16 protein-coding genes and 1 pseudogene are annotated in these 16,331 nt (G+C 53.8%); 11 read left to right on the top strand and 6 right to left on the bottom strand.

What is annotated here, in order from left to right:
- From ACL2XP_RS26130 to ACL2XP_RS26110, 5 genes are all read left to right on the top strand, one after another.
- Positions 1 to 1,653 carry a signal transduction protein gene (locus tag ACL2XP_RS26130; RefSeq protein ID WP_413736337.1) on the top strand — a complete coding sequence of 551 codons (1,653 nt, stop codon included), beginning with the start codon at positions 1 to 3 and terminating at the stop codon, positions 1,651 to 1,653.
- 549 nt (positions 1,654 to 2,202) lie between these two features.
- Complete coding sequence (locus ACL2XP_RS26125) at positions 2,203 to 3,024, top strand: SDR family oxidoreductase (RefSeq protein WP_413736336.1); 822 nt, start codon at positions 2,203 to 2,205, stop codon at positions 3,022 to 3,024.
- Positions 3,025 to 3,078: 54 nt separating this feature from the next.
- The gene (locus ACL2XP_RS26120; RefSeq protein WP_413739299.1) at positions 3,079 to 4,401 is read left to right on the top strand and encodes an MFS transporter; all 1,323 of its coding nucleotides are present in this window, start codon (positions 3,079 to 3,081) and stop codon (positions 4,399 to 4,401) included.
- A 31-nt stretch (positions 4,402 to 4,432) separates the two neighbouring features.
- Positions 4,433 to 5,350, top strand: a complete 918-nt coding sequence (locus ACL2XP_RS26115; RefSeq protein WP_413736335.1) for an N-acetylneuraminate lyase — start codon at positions 4,433 to 4,435, stop codon at positions 5,348 to 5,350.
- A 79-nt stretch (positions 5,351 to 5,429) separates the two neighbouring features.
- Entirely contained in the window at positions 5,430 to 6,437 is a 1,008-nt protein-coding gene (locus ACL2XP_RS26110) for a LacI family DNA-binding transcriptional regulator (RefSeq protein WP_413736334.1), read from the top strand.
- A gap of 61 nt (positions 6,438 to 6,498) precedes the next feature.
- Here the strand turns inward: ACL2XP_RS26110 and ACL2XP_RS26105 are convergent, their stop codons facing one another.
- Positions 6,499 to 6,864 (bottom strand): YceK/YidQ family lipoprotein, encoded by a 366-nt coding sequence (locus ACL2XP_RS26105; protein ID WP_413736333.1) that lies wholly within the window; start codon positions 6,862 to 6,864, stop codon positions 6,499 to 6,501.
- A 300-nt stretch (positions 6,865 to 7,164) separates the two neighbouring features.
- On the opposite strand from ACL2XP_RS26105, the gene ibpA reads away from it, so the two are divergent.
- Positions 7,165 to 7,578 (top strand): small heat shock chaperone IbpA, encoded by a 414-nt coding sequence (ibpA, locus tag ACL2XP_RS26100; protein WP_413736332.1) that lies wholly within the window; start codon positions 7,165 to 7,167, stop codon positions 7,576 to 7,578.
- Between the two features lie 113 nt (positions 7,579 to 7,691).
- Positions 7,692 to 8,174, top strand: a complete 483-nt coding sequence (gene ibpB / locus ACL2XP_RS26095) for a small heat shock chaperone IbpB (protein WP_413736331.1) — start codon at positions 7,692 to 7,694, stop codon at positions 8,172 to 8,174.
- 96 nt (positions 8,175 to 8,270) lie between these two features.
- Here ibpB and ACL2XP_RS26090 read toward each other — a convergent pair whose 3' ends face one another.
- Positions 8,271 to 9,530 (bottom strand): valine--pyruvate transaminase, encoded by a 1,260-nt coding sequence (locus ACL2XP_RS26090; protein ID WP_413736330.1) that lies wholly within the window; start codon positions 9,528 to 9,530, stop codon positions 8,271 to 8,273.
- Between the two features lie 228 nt (positions 9,531 to 9,758).
- Here ACL2XP_RS26090 and ACL2XP_RS26085 point away from each other — a divergent pair.
- A pseudogene (locus ACL2XP_RS26085) lies at positions 9,759 to 9,937 on the top strand (oligopeptide/dipeptide ABC transporter ATP-binding protein); the annotation flags it as partial.
- Between the two features lie 12 nt (positions 9,938 to 9,949).
- On the opposite strand, the gene ACL2XP_RS26080 reads toward ACL2XP_RS26085, so the two are convergent.
- The gene (locus ACL2XP_RS26080; RefSeq protein ID WP_413736329.1) at positions 9,950 to 10,948 is read right to left on the bottom strand and encodes an AI-2E family transporter; all 999 of its coding nucleotides are present in this window, start codon (positions 10,946 to 10,948) and stop codon (positions 9,950 to 9,952) included.
- 102 nt (positions 10,949 to 11,050) lie between these two features.
- Between ACL2XP_RS26080 and ACL2XP_RS26075 the strand changes: the two genes are divergently transcribed.
- Positions 11,051 to 11,566: an AAA family ATPase gene (locus tag ACL2XP_RS26075; protein WP_413736328.1), complete on the top strand. Its 516-nt coding sequence runs from the start codon at positions 11,051 to 11,053 to the stop codon at positions 11,564 to 11,566.
- Positions 11,567 to 11,594: 28 nt separating this feature from the next.
- On the opposite strand, the gene ghrB is transcribed toward ACL2XP_RS26075, so the two are convergent.
- The 3 genes from ghrB to ACL2XP_RS26060 all read right to left on the bottom strand — a co-directional run bounded on the left by ghrB (position 11,595) and on the right by ACL2XP_RS26060 (position 14,928).
- Positions 11,595 to 12,569 (bottom strand): glyoxylate/hydroxypyruvate reductase GhrB, encoded by a 975-nt coding sequence (gene ghrB, locus ACL2XP_RS26070; RefSeq protein WP_413739298.1) that lies wholly within the window; start codon positions 12,567 to 12,569, stop codon positions 11,595 to 11,597.
- A 136-nt stretch (positions 12,570 to 12,705) separates the two neighbouring features.
- Complete coding sequence (locus ACL2XP_RS26065; protein ID WP_413736327.1) at positions 12,706 to 13,971, bottom strand: MFS transporter; 1,266 nt, start codon at positions 13,969 to 13,971, stop codon at positions 12,706 to 12,708.
- Between the two features lie 201 nt (positions 13,972 to 14,172).
- A complete protein-coding gene (locus ACL2XP_RS26060) occupies positions 14,173 to 14,928 on the bottom strand; it encodes a sugar phosphate isomerase/epimerase family protein (protein WP_413736326.1) in 756 nt (251 codons plus the stop codon).
- 438 nt (positions 14,929 to 15,366) lie between these two features.
- Here ACL2XP_RS26060 and ACL2XP_RS26055 point away from each other — a divergent pair, with 438 nt between their 5' ends.
- Together ACL2XP_RS26055 and ACL2XP_RS26050 are read left to right on the top strand one after the other, a co-directional pair.
- The gene (locus ACL2XP_RS26055; protein WP_413736325.1) at positions 15,367 to 15,834 is read left to right on the top strand and encodes a mobile mystery protein A; all 468 of its coding nucleotides are present in this window, start codon (positions 15,367 to 15,369) and stop codon (positions 15,832 to 15,834) included.
- The gene (locus ACL2XP_RS26050; protein ID WP_413736324.1) at positions 15,831 to 16,256 is read left to right on the top strand and encodes a mobile mystery protein B; all 426 of its coding nucleotides are present in this window, start codon (positions 15,831 to 15,833) and stop codon (positions 16,254 to 16,256) included. Before ACL2XP_RS26055 ends, ACL2XP_RS26050 begins: the two co-directional genes overlap by 4 nt.
- The last annotated feature ends 75 nt before the right edge of the window (positions 16,257 to 16,331 follow it).

Raw genomic sequence — 16,331 nt, 5'->3', positions numbered from 1 at the left:
ATGCTGAATTTTACTCTTCCGCCTTCCCCGGCATCGATCAGCGCCGGCCCTCAGGAAATTTTATTGGTGGCGAACGCCGATTTACGTGAACCGGCGAATGTTACCTGCTGGCCGACCCAACTTAGCTATGAGCAAAAGCTCCAGGCGGCATTGGAGAAGCTGGGTTACCGAATTAAACGGGCTCATGCCATTCATGCCGATCGCGGCCATGGTTTTATCAGCAGCCAAAAAGAGGGGAGCGCCCTATTTGCCGCCATCGATCGCGATGCGCCGGTTATCGTACTGCTCACCGCATGGCAATACTCCCATCATATCGCGCCTTCATTAGCACATCATCGCGGGCCGGTATTATTGCTGGCTAATTTCGACGGCACCTGGCCGGGCCTGGTGGGAATGCTGTGTATGGCGGGCACGTTGACCAGTCTCGGCGTTACCTACTCGCGTCTGTGGTCGGAACATTTTGATGACGAGCTGTTTTACCAGGGTTTGACGACCTGGCTACGTGACGGCGGGTTAAGCCATAAAACCCAATACCTCCATGACATCAAACCTACACATCCACTGATGGCAAGCCCGGCGGGGCAAATTGGCCGCCAGGCGGGTGAATATATCCTGCGTAACCAGGCAATCATCGGTCTGTTCGATACCTTCTGTATGGGTATGATTAATGGCGTATTTCCGCTACAAGCCATGGTGGGCGTCGGTATCCCATTGGAATCCCTGTCACAATCGGCGCTGCTGGTGGAAATGGCCAAGGTGCCGCAATCCCTGCGTGAAGAGTGCCTGGAGTGGTATGAACAGCGCGGCATGACATTTGATTATGGTGAGGACGGCAGCCAGTCCCTGACGCGGGCGCAGGTGCTGGAGCAGTGCGCGATGATGATCGCCATGGCGCGCTTTGTACAGCGTTTTGGCCTGGCTGCGGTTGGCGTGCAGTATCAGCAAGGACTAAAAGAGTGCTGCGCAGCGTCCGATTTTGCCGAGGGGGCCATCGGTAACGCCGAGCGCTTCCCCATCCCCGACGAACAGGGCGACATCATCTGGCCGGGCAAGGCCATTCCTTGTATCAACGAGGTGGATATGGGCAGCGCTATCCCCCAAGTGATGCTGTGGCGGTTGCTGGACGCACTGGGGCAGCCCGCCGAGACCACGTTGCACGACATTCGCTGGGGCAGTGACTATCAGGGTACTTTTTATTGGGATCTGGAGATCTCCGGCGCAGTGCCTTTTGCCCATCTTAAAGGCGGTATTGCCGGCGCTACCGGCTATCGCCAGCCAGCGATGTTTTTCCCCTACGGCGGCTCGACTATTGCCGGGCAAGGCAAGGCCGGGCGCTTTATCTGGGCGCGCGCCCATTATGAAGGCCTGGGCGTGGTGATGCATATCGGCACCGGCACCGCAGTGGAGTTGCCGGAGGACGAATTTGAACGCCGCCGCCGCGCTACTAACTATGAATGGCCGCTGCTTAATGCGGTACTGGACGGCACCAGCCGTGATGATTTAATGGCCGGCCACCAAAGTAACCACCTGACGCTGGCTTATGTGGAGCCTGCGCTGCTGGGCGAGGTGTTCCAGGCGTTTGTCGCCCAGGCGCTGACCATGGGGATACAGGTGCGGGTTGCCGGCGGCGGCATCGATTTGCTTGAGAAATAGCGGTCATGGAACAGCCATCCGGAGACCGGCGGAAATGCCGTGGTACCTGGCCCGGTGATGCTCACTGCGTTCGACTCGCGCGGAACAATCGACGAGCATATGCTCTAGACCTTGCAAGGACTGACCGGATGATTGCCCCGGTCGCCGCATTCGGGCGCCTATGGTGCCCATGGCCTTATAAACGTTTGCTTTAGGGTCATACCGTTGCCTGGCGCGCGCTGGCAACCTCGCGCCGGGGTCCGGCGCTTGATCGTTAATCATACGCCGGCATTCTCCGCTTTCTGTCGCCGGCGCGGTCGTGTTTCTTGCGACAGACGCTGGAAAAACGTGCTTTGTTGGCGCATTCATCGCTGACGATGCGCTGTTAATCAAAGTCATGTAAAAAACATTAAAGCATCATTTTATTAACCTAATTCAATCGATCTGGCTCACAGTTCATAACAAAATTCTTTGCCAGCAAAGACGCCTTTAGATACATTGCTAACTCGACTTAGCAAAAGGGTTGGCAATGTTAAGTCTCCTATTTATTCCAGGTTCGAGGGCAAGCCCATGTCAAATACACTTTTTGCGCTAGACAACAAAATTGCGGTGATTACCGGCGGATTTGGCCAGCTAGGCCAGGAGTTCACCCGCTCATTATTGGAACAGGGAGCCAGCGTCGCAATCTGGGGACGTACGGCCGTCAGCAATGACCAACTGCGGGACGCCTTTGGTGAGCGGGTGCAGAACGTGATCGCATTGCAAGTGGATGTGGCCGGTAAGGAATCGATTCTTGATGCGCTGGAACAAACCCAGCGCCGCCTGGGGGTGCCTCATATCCTGATTAACAACGCCGGTATCGATACCCAGCCCAGCGCCCCGCCGGAAGTCAGCGGTCCGTTTGAACAATTTCCAGAAGACGTATGGCGCGAAGTGATGGATGTCAATCTAACCGGCGTTTTCCTTTGCTGCCAGGCGGTGGGCGGCGCGATGGCCGAGGCAGGCAGAGGTTCGATCATTAATATCGGCTCGATTTACGGCATGTTGTCGCCGGTGCAGGACATTTACGCCTATAAAGAGGCTAAAACCGGCCGCGCCTTTACCAAACCGGTGGCATATTGCGCCTCGAAATCGGGCATTTATAACCTGACCCGTTACTTGGGTACTTATTGGGGTAAAAAAGGGGTGCGGGTTAATACGTTAACGCCGTCGGGGGTATTTCGTGACGATCAGGATAAAGAGTTTGTGGAAAACTACTGCAACCGAATTCCCATTGGCCGCATGGCCCGCCCCGGCGAATATAACGGCGCCATTATATTTTTGGCCTCAGACGCGTCTTTATATATGACGGGTTCGAACCTGGTTATCGACGGTGGCTGGACTGCCTGGTAATACCTTCCCCCCTTCCATGAGGAATGCATTATGACGATCTTAGCCGATACACCTATGGCCGCGACGCAAGACGCGACGGAAGAGAAAAAAAAGCAGAAAAAGAAATTACTGACCGTGCTCGGATCAGGATTAAGCGGTACCACCATTGAATTTTATGATTTCTTTATTTATGGCACCGCTGCCGCCCTGGTATTTCCGAAACTGTTCTTTCCCAACTTGTCACCATTTATGGGGCTAATCATTTCTTTTCTTACCCTATCGATTACCTTTGTAAGCCGTCCCATCGGGGCCATAGTATTCGGGCATTACGGGGATAAAATCGGCCGTAAAAAATCCCTGGTGTTGTCGCTGATGATCATGGGCATATCGACCTTTTGCATCGGGCTGGTGCCCAGCTACGACTCCATCGGCAATGCGGCTCCGTTATTATTGATCTTCCTGCGCTTATGCCAGGGCTTTGCCATCGGCGGGGAATGGGGCGGCGCCACGACTCTGGTGACAGAGTACGCACCGGTGCACCGGCGCGGATTTTTTGGTTCTTTTGTCCAGCTAGGCAATGTATTAGGGCTGTTTATCGCCACCGGGGTTTTTGCCGTCGTCGCCTGGCTGCCGGAGCCGCAGTTAATGAGCTGGGGCTGGCGTATTCCATTCCTGCTAAGCGTAGCCTTGCTGTTCGTCGGCCTGTATATCCGCGCTAAAATAGAAGAAACGCCGGTATTCACCGAAGGTAAAGCCAAGGATACCAGCCACGATTTCCCTATTATCGAGGTGCTGAAACATCATTGGCGTGCGGTATTGACAGCCATGGGGATGCGTATGGGCGAAATTGTGCTGGGGTGGCTAACCGTCGCCTTTTTTATGTCATACGTCACCCGGCAACTGGATTTCAGTCGTGAAACGGCATTAAACGGCTTATTACTGGCCAGCTTTGTCGGTATTTTTACTTTCCCATTCTTTGGCCATTTATCCGATAAAATTGGCCGTCGCCCGGTTTACCTGGCCGGCGCACTGATAACCTTGATATTTGCCTTCCCACTGTTTTGGATGATTGATACCGGCTCGGTGAAAATGTTCTATTTCGCCACCACCTTCTGCTATTCCGTCGGGTTGGGCATGATGTTCAGCGTCCAGCCGGCATTTTTTTCCGAGCTTTTTGATACCAGCGTGCGTTATACCGGCGTGTCGTTAGGTTTCCAACTGGCCAATATCGTCGGCGGCCTGACTCCGATGATCGCGACCCTGCTGATTGCCTGGTCCGGCGGCGGCTCCTGGCCGGTTTCGCTATTCTTGGCGGCCATGGCGGCGGTCACCGTTTTTTGCGTCTGCATCACGAAGGAAACCTTCCGGGCAAATTTGTCGGAATTGAAAAAACCATAATCTTTATATCAACAGCTTACCAGAGGTGATTATGTCAGGACTTTCAGGCCTTTCAGGCCTTTATGCGGCCCTTGCCACGCCGTTTTCCGAGGATGAGGCCATTGATTTTTCCAGCCTGCGCCAGCTTACCGAGGTGATTAACCAGCAACCGCTCGACGGCATCTATGTGGGTGGTTCTACCGGTGAATCGCTGCTGCAAACGCCGGCAGAGCGCGAGGAGGTGCTGCGGTTTGTAGCGAAAAACCGCAGCGGGAAAAGCAAGCTCATCGGCCACGTAGGGGCCATCAGCACCCGCGAAAGCCGACGGCTGGCGCAGGTATGCGCCGAGGCGGGATACGACGCCATCTCCGCTATCCCGCCCATCTATTTCCCTTATCAATCGAGGGAAATCATCGGCTACTATAAAGATATCGTTGCCGCCGCCCAGGGCGTGCCGTTGATTATCTATAATATCCCGGCCATGAGCGGGGTGAAATTCAGCGCCAATGATTTGCGCGAACTGCTCGGCACTAAAGGTATTATCGGCCTGAAACAAACCTCCTTTGATATGTATCAAACCGAGCAGTTAAGGCGCGGTTTCCCGGAAGCGTTGATATTAAATGGCTATGACGAAGTGTTCTTGGCGGGTATCGGTACCGGCGCCGACGGCGCCGTTGGCAGCACCTTCAATATTATGGGCTGGCGCTACCGCCAATTGTGGCAAGCGTTGCAAGAAGGCCGGCTGGTGGAAGCGCAGGCATTGCAGGGACAATGCAATGAGGTCATCGATTTATTGGTTAAAGCGGGGGTTTTCCCCGCCTTGAAATTTATCCTTAAAGAGATGGGCGTTATAGCCAGCGCCCGCTGCCGGGCGCCGTTTGCCCCTGTGGAAACGGTCTGGCATGACGCTTTACGCGCCGTTGCCCACCAACTCGGGCAGGAAGCTGAAAATAATGACGTTATGATCTGATTTTTACGCTGATTCGAGTTAGCCCGTCCGCTATACTGTCTTATCGTGGAGAGTTTTTTTAACAGGACCGATTAAGAAGATGGCCAAGACCGTAGAGCAGATTGCCAAAGCGTTAGGGATCTCCATCACCACCGTCCGGCTGGTGCTTAACGGCAAAGCGCGGCAATACCGGATCAGCGTTAAAACGCAGGCCCGGATAGACGCTTATGTCAACGAATACGGTTACACCATCAACCACGCCGCCCGCAGCCTGAAACTGAATAAAACCGATACTCTGGGACTGATCGTTCCGCGCTTATCCAATCTGTTTTTTTCGACGCTGGCGGAAAAGCTGGAGATCCGCTGCCGTGAAGCCGGATATCAGTTGACCACAAGTTGTACTTACAGCGATACCGAGCGCGAAAACACGCTGGTGGAAACCATGCGCGAGCGCAACGTGGACGGGCTGTTCGTGGTGCCGTGTTCATTACAGGCGCAAAATCATCACCTTAAGCGATTTACCAAACCGCTGGTATTTCTCGATCGCGATTTTAGCGATAGCGAGGTGGCGCTGGTGGTCAGTGACAACGTAAATGGCAGCGCGCAGTTAACCCATGCGATGCTCGATGCCGGTAAACTGCCGCTGTTTTTTATGGCGGGAGATATTCAACAGCCGACGATACAACAGCGTTTGCTGGGTTTTACCGGCGTGCTGGCCGGCCAGGGCATTGCCGCAAACCAGTCGTGGGTGCTGGCCGCGCAGCATAACCGGCGCGAGGACGGGGAATGGCTGATGCAGCGTTTTTTCGAGCTGCACCAGGATGCCCCGCCGGCATTTATCGCCTCATCGCTGCCGGTGCTGGAAGGGGCGCTTAGCGTAGTGCGGCAGCATTATGGCTATATCCCGGCCGATATTAATATCGGTACCTTCGATGAGCACCCGATGCTGGGCTTTCTACCCAATAATACCTGGTCGATGGGGCAAAACGAGAATGCCTGGGTCGAACATGCTTTCCAGGCCATGCAATTGGCGATTGAAGGGGACGCGGCGCCCGGAAAATCGGTGATTCCCATGACCTTGACCCACCGCCGGCGCGCGGTCTTTTAACGGCTTACGCCGGGTGGCGGACCACCGCATGGCCGCGTCGACCGGCGTAGCGCGCGGCCGGTTATTTTGCCTGTGCCGAGGCGCGGGCGGCATGGGATTTGTGCTGTTTGGGCTGGGGGGGAGTGCCGTGCAGCATGCGCTCGTGGGGGGATTCTAGCGTTTTATCGCTGTCCCTGCGCAGATAATCATAAGGCAGCAGCACGGTATCGAGCACCGCCGAGAAGGGCAGGTCTATGGCCGCCAGCGGCATCATGCTCCAACTGGTATCTTTATCCTGCAGCATTCTCATACTGGCGCGGGTGCCGGGGTAATAACCCTGGTTGGCCCCGGTATGGGTCATTACGCTTGAGCATCCGGTGCTGCTCGCCAATGCACAACCCGCCGTAAACAGGAGTAGTGATTTTTTTAACAGTGTCTTTTTAAACATAATCCCGATGCATCCGTATGGTTGCTGTTTTTTTACTCACGACGGCCAAGCATCCCGCTCATTATTATTCACATTGATAAGCATGCCGCTTATGGGCTTTCAGTGTAATGGATATCTCGTTTACGACTTGCAGATTTTGTTCAAAAAAAGAAATTTTTTCTTATTTCCCCCTTGAAAAGCCCATCGGCGACGCCATTTTAATACTGTGACCATAAAAGAGTATGCCGTAAGGGTATTCCGGTCGCTGACCTGTCCATCCGGAAGGTTGTTTGTCACCTCGCTGAACGTTGGAGGCTTTTTATGCGTAACTTTGATTTTTCACCACTATATCGCTCCGCCATTGGTTTTGACCGCCTGGTGAATTTGCTGGAAGCGGGGCAAAGCCAGAGTAACGGTGGTTACCCTCCCTATAATGTCGAATTGGTCAATGAAAACCAATACCGCATTGCCATCGCCGTCGCCGGATTCGCCGAACATGAGCTGGATATTACCGCCCATGATAATTTATTGACGGTGAAAGGCGCCCATGCGCAGGAACCCGCAGAGCGCAACTATTTATATCAGGGCATCGCCGAGCGTAATTTCGAACGCAAATTCCAGCTGGCCGAGCATATTCAAATTATAGGCGCCAATCTGGAAAATGGCCTGCTTTATATCGATTTGGAACGCGTGGTACCGGAAATGCTGAAACCGCGCCGCATCGAAATCAAATAAACCGGTCGTGGCAAACCGCCACGCAACTGTAATAACGTCTGCCCGCCGTAACCGGGGGCTAACCCAACCTGAGGTTGGGCGAACGATCTCGCTTCATAGAAGGGGTAAATATTATGCGTAACTACGATTTGTCACCGCTGCTGCGTCAGTGGATTGGTTTTGATAAATTAGCCAGCAATATGCAGGGTAATCAGGAAGCGTTCGGTTTCCCTCCCTACAACATTGAAAAGAGCGACGATAATCATTATCGCATCACTCTGGCGCTGGCTGGTTTTAAACAAGAAGAATTGAATATCGAAGTGGAAGGGCCTCGCCTGGGCATCTCGGGTAAACCCCAGCAGCCGGAACGCCAGGTGGAATATCTGCATCAGGGCCTGGTGCGCAAAGAGTTCACCCTGAGCTTTACCCTGGCGGAACATATGTCGGTGGCCCAGGCGGAGTTCGTCAATGGCCTGTTGCATATCGATTTGGAACGTCATGTGCCCGAATCCCAGCAGCCGCGCACCATCGCCATTACCAGCGCCAGCCGGCAGAAGGTGCTGGAACACCAGGGCGAAACCGCCCAGGCCGAACCGGCCCAGGCCGGCCAGCAATAATCGGTCCCGCCTAATGCCCGGCCAGCGGCGCCGGGCGATCGCTCAACGCCCGTGGCTCAAACCCGCCACGGGCTTTTTTTTATCTGAATTACCCCGCTAGCCGCGGACCGTCTCGCGATGGGCCCGCTCCACCTCTTCGGCCAGGATGGCGATGCCGCGTTCAATTTTATCGGCGTCCGGCACATAGTTCATGCGCATGCACTGTTGGGTATGGGGCCAGTCGCCTTCCAGGCCGGGAAAGAAATAGTGGCCAGGCACCATCAATACGCCGCGCTGCTTAAGCCGCTGATACAGCGCTTCGGTGGTAATGGGTAAATTTTGGAACCATAGCCAAAGAAAAATCGCCCCTTCGGGCTTATGGATCAGGCACCGCTCCGGCGACAGGTAACGGCGCAGGGTGGCGATGGTTTGCTCCACCCGCTGCTGGTAGAAAGGCCGGATGACCGTGTTCGATAAACGCATCAAATCGCCGCGGCCGATCATCTCGGCGGCCAGGGCCGGGCCGATGCCGCCCGGGGCCAGGCTGATAATGCCGTTCATATTGCCCACGGCGGCGATGGTCGCTTCACTGGCGATGACGATCCCGCAGCGCGCGCCCGGCAGCCCCAGCTTGGACAGGCTCATGCACAGGATAATATTCGGGTTCCACAGGGGAGTGGCCGGGCAGAAAATAATGCCCGGGAAGGGCAGGCCATAGGCATTATCAATCAATAACGGTACCCGGTGCTGGCGGGCCAGGTCATCCAGGCGTTTCAGCTCCAGGTCGGTAATCACATTGCCGGTGGGATTGGTGGGCCGGGATACGCAAATCAGCCCGATATCGTCGCTGACGTTCAGCCGATCGAAATCCACGTGATATTTAAACTGGCCGTCCGGCAGGTGGGCGATGGTCGGTTTGGCCGAGACGAACATATCGTCCTCCAGCCCGGCATCGGCGTAGCCCAGATATTCAGGCGCCAGGGGAAACAGGACCCGCTTCAGGGCGCCGTTCCCGCTGCGGCCGGCAAACAGGTTGAACAGATAAAAAAATGCGCTTTGACTGCCGTTGGTCAGCGCGATGTTCTTAGCGGTAATGGGCCAGCCCAGTTCCTGGCTCAGTAAACCCGCCAGCGCATTCAGCAGCGCATTTTTACCCTGCGGCCCGTCGTAGTTGCACAGCGCTTCGCACAGCGAACCATCGTCGAGCATGGATTGGCAAAGCGCCTGAAAATAGCGGTCCATGGCCGGGATCGCGGCCGGGTTGCCGCCGCCGAGCATAATGGCATCCGGGGAGCGCAGGCCATCGTTCATATCGTCCATCAGTTGGCTGATACCGGAGTGGGCGGTAAATTTTTTGCCGAACAGCGAATAGGTCATAGTAGTTGTTTGAATATTGTTAACGGAAAGCCGAATGATACCTTACCGCCTTGGTCGCGTCAGGCAACCCCTATTTTACTAATAGTTATAAGAAATATAATTTCATTCTTAGACATATTAACAATACGAAATGTACCCCTTGCCGCATTGTGCGGACATCCGCACGCCGTTTCTCTGGAGCATCAGGCAAATATGTTGCATAAACAGTTCACGTTAGCAGGTCAGCTGGCCCTGCTGGCCGCGGTGCCGACGCTTGATGTCGATGCGCCGCCCCGGCCGATCCCCCGCCGGGATGCCGGTTTCATACCCGCTGCCCCTATGCCACCGATTTGTGCCGCACGCAGCCGCCCGCTCTGCGCCAAGTGCTGCCCGGGCATATCGTGTCCTGCCACTACGCCGCACCCTGACCGCCAGGCCCCTCAGATAAGATCCAGCGCCCGCAGCTCGGTTTTCAGGTAGGCATAATAAATAGGGGCCGCCACCAGCCCTTCCAGCCCAAAGGCCGCTTCAAACACCAGCATCGCCAGCAGCAGTTCCCACGATTTGGCCTGTATCCGGTTGCCGACAATCTCGGCGTTAAGGAAATATTCCAGCTTATGGATCATCACCAGATAGGCCAGCACGACGCCGGCCACCGGCAGCGAGATGGATAACGCGGAGATGATCATCAGGAAATTCGAAATCAAATTACCAATAATCGGCAATAAACCAAAAATAAAGGTGGCCGCCACTAGCGTCTTGGAAAGCGGCAGATGTATCTTGAACAATGGAAAGATCACTAACAGTAAAATTGATGTCAGTATGGTATTTACCAGCGATATTTTGATCTGCGCAAAGACGATATTGCGAAACGAGCTGGATAAATTCTGCACCCGCTGCAGCATTTGTTCCCGAAAGTAGGTGGAGCGGCCCGAGGGTTTATTCAGGGAAATGATAGCGCCGATAATCAGGCCGATCAGAATGGTGATCAGGCCATGCAGGAAGCTGCGGCCCATATTGCGGATGGTGATCAGGTTCTTTTCCACCAGGGCGAACACTTCGTTTTTAAGTTCCTCCGCGCTCTCGGGTAAAAATGCGGGCAGCACATCGGGTATGCGGTTTTTCAAGCCGGAAAAAATGCGATTGGTTTCGGCGGTTAAATCGATGCCCCGCTGGATATTCGCGGTGAGAAAACTGACCAGGCTGACGATGGACAGCGTCATCACGATAACCACTACGGCGGCGATGATGCTCACGACGACCCAGCGCGCCCGGCCGCCGATAATTCGCTCGAACCAGGGCGTTAACGCAAAAATGATCTCATAGGCCAGGAAACCCGCAAGAAAGCAGGGAAATAAGTGCAGAGGGATAATAATCGCGATAAATAGCAGCATCAAAACAAACGTGCTGATTTTGATATGAGTATGACTGATGGTCATTATTGTTCCTTGTAATACCGCTCGTTTCCATTTTATCGCATACCGACATAAAGCATAGCCCCAGATACCGGCAAAGATTAACTATTTGGCCCTGGAGAGAAGATGACAGATTATACGCGCCGTCCGTTAATAAATTTACCCGCCCCCACGCTGCATATGATATGCGGCAAAATCGGCGCGGGGAAATCCACCCTGGCGCAGCGGCTGAGCGAGGGCGGCGCCGGCTTGCTGATCGTGGAGGATCGCTGGCTTGCGACCCTTTATCCCGGCGAGATCGTGCAGATCCCTGATTATATCCGCTGCTCCGGGCGTATCCGCCAGCTGTTGAGCGGCCATTTGGCGGAAGTTTTACGTCACGGCCTGTCGGTGGTGCTGGATGTCCCGCTCAATACCCCGGCCATCCGGGCCTGGGCGTTGCAGATAGCGCAAGAGGCGGGCGCCGGACATGTCATGCACTTTCTCGACCTGCCCGACGTAGTGTGCAAACAGCGCCTGCACGCCAGGAACGCCGGCGGCCAGCACCCTTATACTACCAGCGATGAGGATTTTGACCGGCTGACACGCTACTTCGTGCCGCCGGTCGCGGAAGAGGGACTGAATATCGTACGGGGAGGTTAATCTGCGGCTGCCCTGGCTTATCTCGCCGCTATTTGACCACCCCGGGATTAACGCAGTTTTCATGTACCCGGCCGTTAAAGGCGGCAATCAGGTTATCCACGCCGGTCGCGTCCATATTATAGCGGGTTTCGTCGGTGGCGGACCCGATATGGGGCAAGGCCACCACGTTGGGCAGGCGCAGCAGCGGCGAGTCCGCCGCCAGCGGTTCTTTCTCATAGACATCCAGGCCGGCGGCGCGGATGACGCGGTTTTGCAGTGCTTCAATCAGCGCGTTTTCATCCACCACCGGCCCGCGGCCGGCGTTAATCAAAATCGCGCCGGGTTTCATTTTGGCCAACTGCGCGCGGCCGATTAAATGGTGGGTTTCTGCGGTGAGCGGCAGAGTGATGCAAACGAAATCGGCTTTGGCCAGCAGGGTATCCAAATCGCAATATTCGGCGGCAAAACGCCGGTCCGCCTCGGCATGCTGGCGGCGGGCATTATATAAAATGGGCATGGAAAAGCCCAAATGAGCCCGCTGGGCCAGCGCCATGCCGATGCGCCCCATGCCCACCACTCCCAGGGTTTTATGGTGCACATCGACGCCGAACCAACTGGTATCGACGCTTGCGCGCCATTCGCCCGCTTTGGTGCGTTCGGCGGTCTCCACTATCCGGCGGGCGGTGGCCAGCACCAGGCCGATCATGATATCGGCCACGGTTTCTGTCAGGGCATGGGGCGTATGCATCAGCAGGATGCCGCGCGCGGTCAGTTCGTCGACATCAAATTTGTCATAACCCGCCGAAATGGTCGACGCCACCTTGAGCGCCGGCAGCCGATCGAGCATGGCGCTATCGAACCTGCCGCCTGAGCCGATGATACCCTGCGCTTTTTGCAGCGCCTGGGCATGTTTTTTCAGGTTTTCCCCGCCCAGCCCGTCGATTTCGGTCACGTCGAAATGCTCATCCAGGCGTTGGCGCAGTTCGTCCGGCAGGTGCTTGTAAAGTACCACGGCAGGTTTCATCATCATCTCCGTTAGTCAGTTATCCGGCATATCGATAACGCTTATCAATAACAGCCATCAATAACAGCCATCAATAACAACCATCAATAACAACAGCATAACATTTTTACCTGTTAACGGAAGCGGGCGGCATCGCCTACGCCGGCTGCGGCCGGGTATTTTCCGCCGGCCTGACAATCAGGGTCAGCCATACCGATACCAGCAGCGCCACGGCCATAAACATATAGGACGCCGACGGCGAGCCGGTGGCGCCGTTAAGGTAGCCGACCACCCATGAACCGACAAACGAACCGAGCGCGCCCATGCTGTTAATCAGCGCCATGGCCCCGCCGGCCACATTGCGCGGCAGCATTTCCGGCACGATGGCGAAGAAAGGACCGTAAGGGGCATACATCGCGGCGCCGGCTATCACCAACAGCGCATAGGACCCCCAGAAGTGGTTGGCGCCCAGTAGATAGGACCCGATAAAGGCCAGCGCGCCGATCAGCAGCAGCGGCCAGACAAATATTTTCCGTTTCTGCAGTTTATCCGATGCCCAGGACACGATAATCATGGCAATGGTGGCCGCCAGATAGGGCACGGCGGATAACCAGCCGGCCTGCACCATGCCCATTTCCATGCCGTTACGTAAAATGGAAGGCAGCCACAATACAAAGCCGTAGACGCCGATGCTCCAGGCGAAATACTGGATGCACAGGATAATGACATTACGTGAACGGAAAGCTTCGGCGTAATTATGAACCGCTTTAATGCCTTCCTGCTCTTTGGCTAATTGCCGCTGCAACGCCTGTTTTTCATCTTCGGACAGCCATTTGGCCTGGGCGGGTTTATCATTGACCAGTATCCACCAGCAAAATGCCCAGATAACGGCGGGAATGCCTTCGAAAATAAACATTTCGCGCCAGCCGAAGGCATTGATTAAATAACCCGATACCACCGACATCCACAATACCGTTACCGGATTACCCAGGATCAGGAACGTATTGGCCCGGGAGCGCTCCGCTTTGGTAAACCAATTACTGATATAAATCAGTAATGCCGGCATAACCGCCGCTTCCACCACGCCCAGGGCAAAACGAATGGCCATCAGCATCGGGATGTTGCTGACGATACCGGTCAGTGCGGCAAAACCGCCCCATAATACCAGGCACCAGAATATCAGCGTCTTGACGCTGCGCCGCTCCGCATATATCGCGCCGGGAATCTGGAAAAAGAAATAACCGAGGAAGAACAGGGCGCCTAATAACGACGAAACCCCTTTGGTAATGCCCAAATCATCATTAATGCCCGCCGCGGAGGCGAAACTAAAATTAGCGCGGTCGAGATATGCCAGACTGTAACTGATAAATACAATCGGCATAATATACCACCAGCGCTTCGGTGCTAATTTAGCTATGCTCATGGGTAATCCTTGATGTTTAGTAGTACGGCTACAGCGTGTTGTGGCGCGCCAGGTGGGCGCGGTCATCATCTCTATGTCACGCCCGCGGAAAGCCTGTGGCCGGCAGCGAGTCCGTTAATCGATAAGTGATGATGGTATCGGTTCCAGTAAAAATGTAACTTTTTCGTTTCAGCGCCAGAGCGGAGCTCGCCGCCGATGGCCTCATTGCAGCAATGAGACGAAACGGCGGGTCACGGCGGCCAAATCATCGCCAATCAGCGGAAATTCAATACCGCGCGGCGCGTTATCCGGCAGGGCGGCCAGAAGCTGGCGCCAGGTATCGTCGCTCTCGTCCGGCGGCACCGCGCCCCAGCCTGTGGCGGACCGGACGGCGACCTTCACATGGATATAGCTGACAAAGGTGGCCAGCGCGGCGGCGGCTGGCTGAGGCGCTTGCCCCACCCAATGCCAGTTGCCCATATCAAAGGTCATGCCGACGGGCAGGTTCGCGCCGGCCGCCCGGGTGAAAAAGTCTTTGAGCGGGAGCAGCACGCCGCATTCGGTCTGGTCGTTTTCCACCAGTAGTTTCACCTGCTGCGCTGCCAGGAATGCGGCCAGGGTCTGCTCGGCGTCGGCGTTATGACCGGTGGCTTGATAGTGTCCCAATGACAATTTTAGCCGCTCGGCGTTAAGTTGTTCCGCTTCGTCAAACAATTGGGGTAAAAGAGTGTTTTGCGCTCCATCGGGGGCAAACAGGGCTTCCGGGGCGGAATAAAAGCAGCGCAAGCCGTGGGCGCTGATGGCCCGCGCCAGTTCCGGCAACTCCCTGAGGTCGGTTTCGGTCAATAGCTCGCGGCGGATTTCCACCCCGGCGGCGCCGGATTGGGCAATAATCGGCAGCAGCTTATGCTGCCCGCCCAGGGCGAGTACGTTATCGTTACCGTACGCGGCGGTGACCACAAAAACATCATGCTTCATCTTGGACTCCTTTACGGGCAATGTTCCCGCGTCATGGCTTAACGGTAGATGGTACCGGTTCCATTGAGAAGGCCGTTATGTCAGATTTATGATCGGGGTCACTAATTTATCTTTTGTATCGAGCGGTGGATGCAAAAATGAATGAAGACGAGATTCCGCGCAATTTTTAATTTATGATATATTTACCATATATTTTTTGAAATTATACACTATATTTAACTAATATTTATGAGACAATTATGTCATTTATACCATTTTTATCGATAATTATGTTTGTTAGCTGAAAATAGCGATAACAATTTCTTCATATAAGTACATAAATTAACAAGGTTTATGTAATATTTATGCTATATATGTTGTTTTTGTACCAAAAATTTTGAATATATATAGCATAATTTCTAGAGCTAATTATGTTGTAAATGTCATGAGGGCGTCGTCATGTCTTGGGATAAAGAGCTTAAAATCAAGCAAGTAGATGCGATAATTCGCAGTTTAAGACCTGAAAAAATAGCCAGTCGGCCTAAAGGCGGCTGGCTAAAATTAGTCAGAACGACTTTAGGCATGAGTGCCAGGTCGCTAGGCGAGCGCGTAGGCTTAACTCAGTCACGTATCGCTTACATAGAAAAAGGCGAGGAAGAGGGTTCTATCACTCTCAATACTCTTGAAAAGGTCGCTGAAGGACTTGGATGCGAGGTAGTATATTATCTCGTACCAAAAGAACGATCGCTGGAAAAAATCCGACAAAAACAGGCATACCGGAAAGCGGCAAAAATCAATGGTCAGGTAGAAGTACATATGTCTCTGGAAGATCAATCAACAAGTAAAGAATTTCAAAACAGAAGTATTAGTAAATTAGCGCATCAGTATCTCGAAAAATGGCCTGCTAATTTTTGGGATATTCCATGAACTATTCTCTATCGATTAATGAACGCTTGCCAGATGGTGCAACAGCATTATCTCCCGACGATCTTGACGGTCTTATCCCCAATTATATTGCTAAACGCAGTGAGCTTAACGAATTTGAAAAGGAGAACATACAATCTGCATTGATCTGGCTCGATAAATCAGCACCTACTTATAAAAGAATACTGACAAATGATTTTTGTTTTATTTTACATAAACGTATGTTTAATAAAACATGGAAATGGGCAGGCAAAACAAAATGTCGCGAAGTCAATATAGGAAATACGGCCCCTTACCTGGTAACGACAAGACTTAAAGACACCTTAGATAATACAATCTATTGGATAGAAAATAGCACGTTTCCGGTTGATGAAATTTTCTTGAGAGTACATCGTAATATTGTCTGGATTCATCCATTTTCCTAATGGAAACGGCAGGTTTTCCCGTATTATTTGCGATATTTTACGCCGCTCGCTGGGAAATGATTATTTTACATGGGG

Origin of the sequence: Sodalis sp. RH21 (assembly GCF_047324175.1) — a bacterium.
Lineage (GTDB): Bacteria > Pseudomonadota > Gammaproteobacteria > Enterobacterales > Enterobacteriaceae > Acerihabitans.
Note: the sequence above shows the minus strand (reverse complement) of the source record. Positions and strands in the feature narration are given on the sequence as shown.

Bases quoted from the DNA above. Each gene is read 5' to 3' on its own strand.
- ACL2XP_RS26050 (WP_413736324.1), top strand. From the start codon at position 15,831: ATGAACTATTCTCTATCGATTAATGAACGCTTGCCAGATGGTGCAACA.
- ACL2XP_RS26125 (WP_413736336.1), top strand. From the start codon at position 2,203: ATGTCAAATACACTTTTTGCGCTAGACAACAAAATTGCGGTGATTACC.
- ibpB (WP_413736331.1), top strand. From the start codon at position 7,692: ATGCGTAACTACGATTTGTCACCGCTGCTGCGTCAGTGGATTGGTTTT.
- ACL2XP_RS26110 (WP_413736334.1), top strand. From the start codon at position 5,430: ATGGCCAAGACCGTAGAGCAGATTGCCAAAGCGTTAGGGATCTCCATC.
- ACL2XP_RS26120 (WP_413739299.1), top strand. From the start codon at position 3,079: ATGGCCGCGACGCAAGACGCGACGGAAGAGAAAAAAAAGCAGAAAAAG.
- ibpA (WP_413736332.1), top strand. From the start codon at position 7,165: ATGCGTAACTTTGATTTTTCACCACTATATCGCTCCGCCATTGGTTTT.
- ACL2XP_RS26055 (WP_413736325.1), top strand. From the start codon at position 15,367: ATGTCTTGGGATAAAGAGCTTAAAATCAAGCAAGTAGATGCGATAATT.
- ACL2XP_RS26080 (WP_413736329.1), bottom strand. From the start codon at position 10,948: ATGACCATCAGTCATACTCATATCAAAATCAGCACGTTTGTTTTGATG.
- ACL2XP_RS26115 (WP_413736335.1), top strand. From the start codon at position 4,433: ATGTCAGGACTTTCAGGCCTTTCAGGCCTTTATGCGGCCCTTGCCACG.
- ACL2XP_RS26090 (WP_413736330.1), bottom strand. From the start codon at position 9,530: ATGACCTATTCGCTGTTCGGCAAAAAATTTACCGCCCACTCCGGTATC.
- ACL2XP_RS26130 (WP_413736337.1), top strand. From the start codon at position 1: ATGCTGAATTTTACTCTTCCGCCTTCCCCGGCATCGATCAGCGCCGGC.
- ACL2XP_RS26060 (WP_413736326.1), bottom strand. From the start codon at position 14,928: ATGAAGCATGATGTTTTTGTGGTCACCGCCGCGTACGGTAACGATAAC.
- ghrB (WP_413739298.1), bottom strand. From the start codon at position 12,569: ATGAAACCTGCCGTGGTACTTTACAAGCACCTGCCGGACGAACTGCGC.
- ACL2XP_RS26065 (WP_413736327.1), bottom strand. From the start codon at position 13,971: ATGAGCATAGCTAAATTAGCACCGAAGCGCTGGTGGTATATTATGCCG.
- ACL2XP_RS26105 (WP_413736333.1), bottom strand. From the start codon at position 6,864: ATGTTTAAAAAGACACTGTTAAAAAAATCACTACTCCTGTTTACGGCG.
- ACL2XP_RS26075 (WP_413736328.1), top strand. From the start codon at position 11,051: ATGACAGATTATACGCGCCGTCCGTTAATAAATTTACCCGCCCCCACG.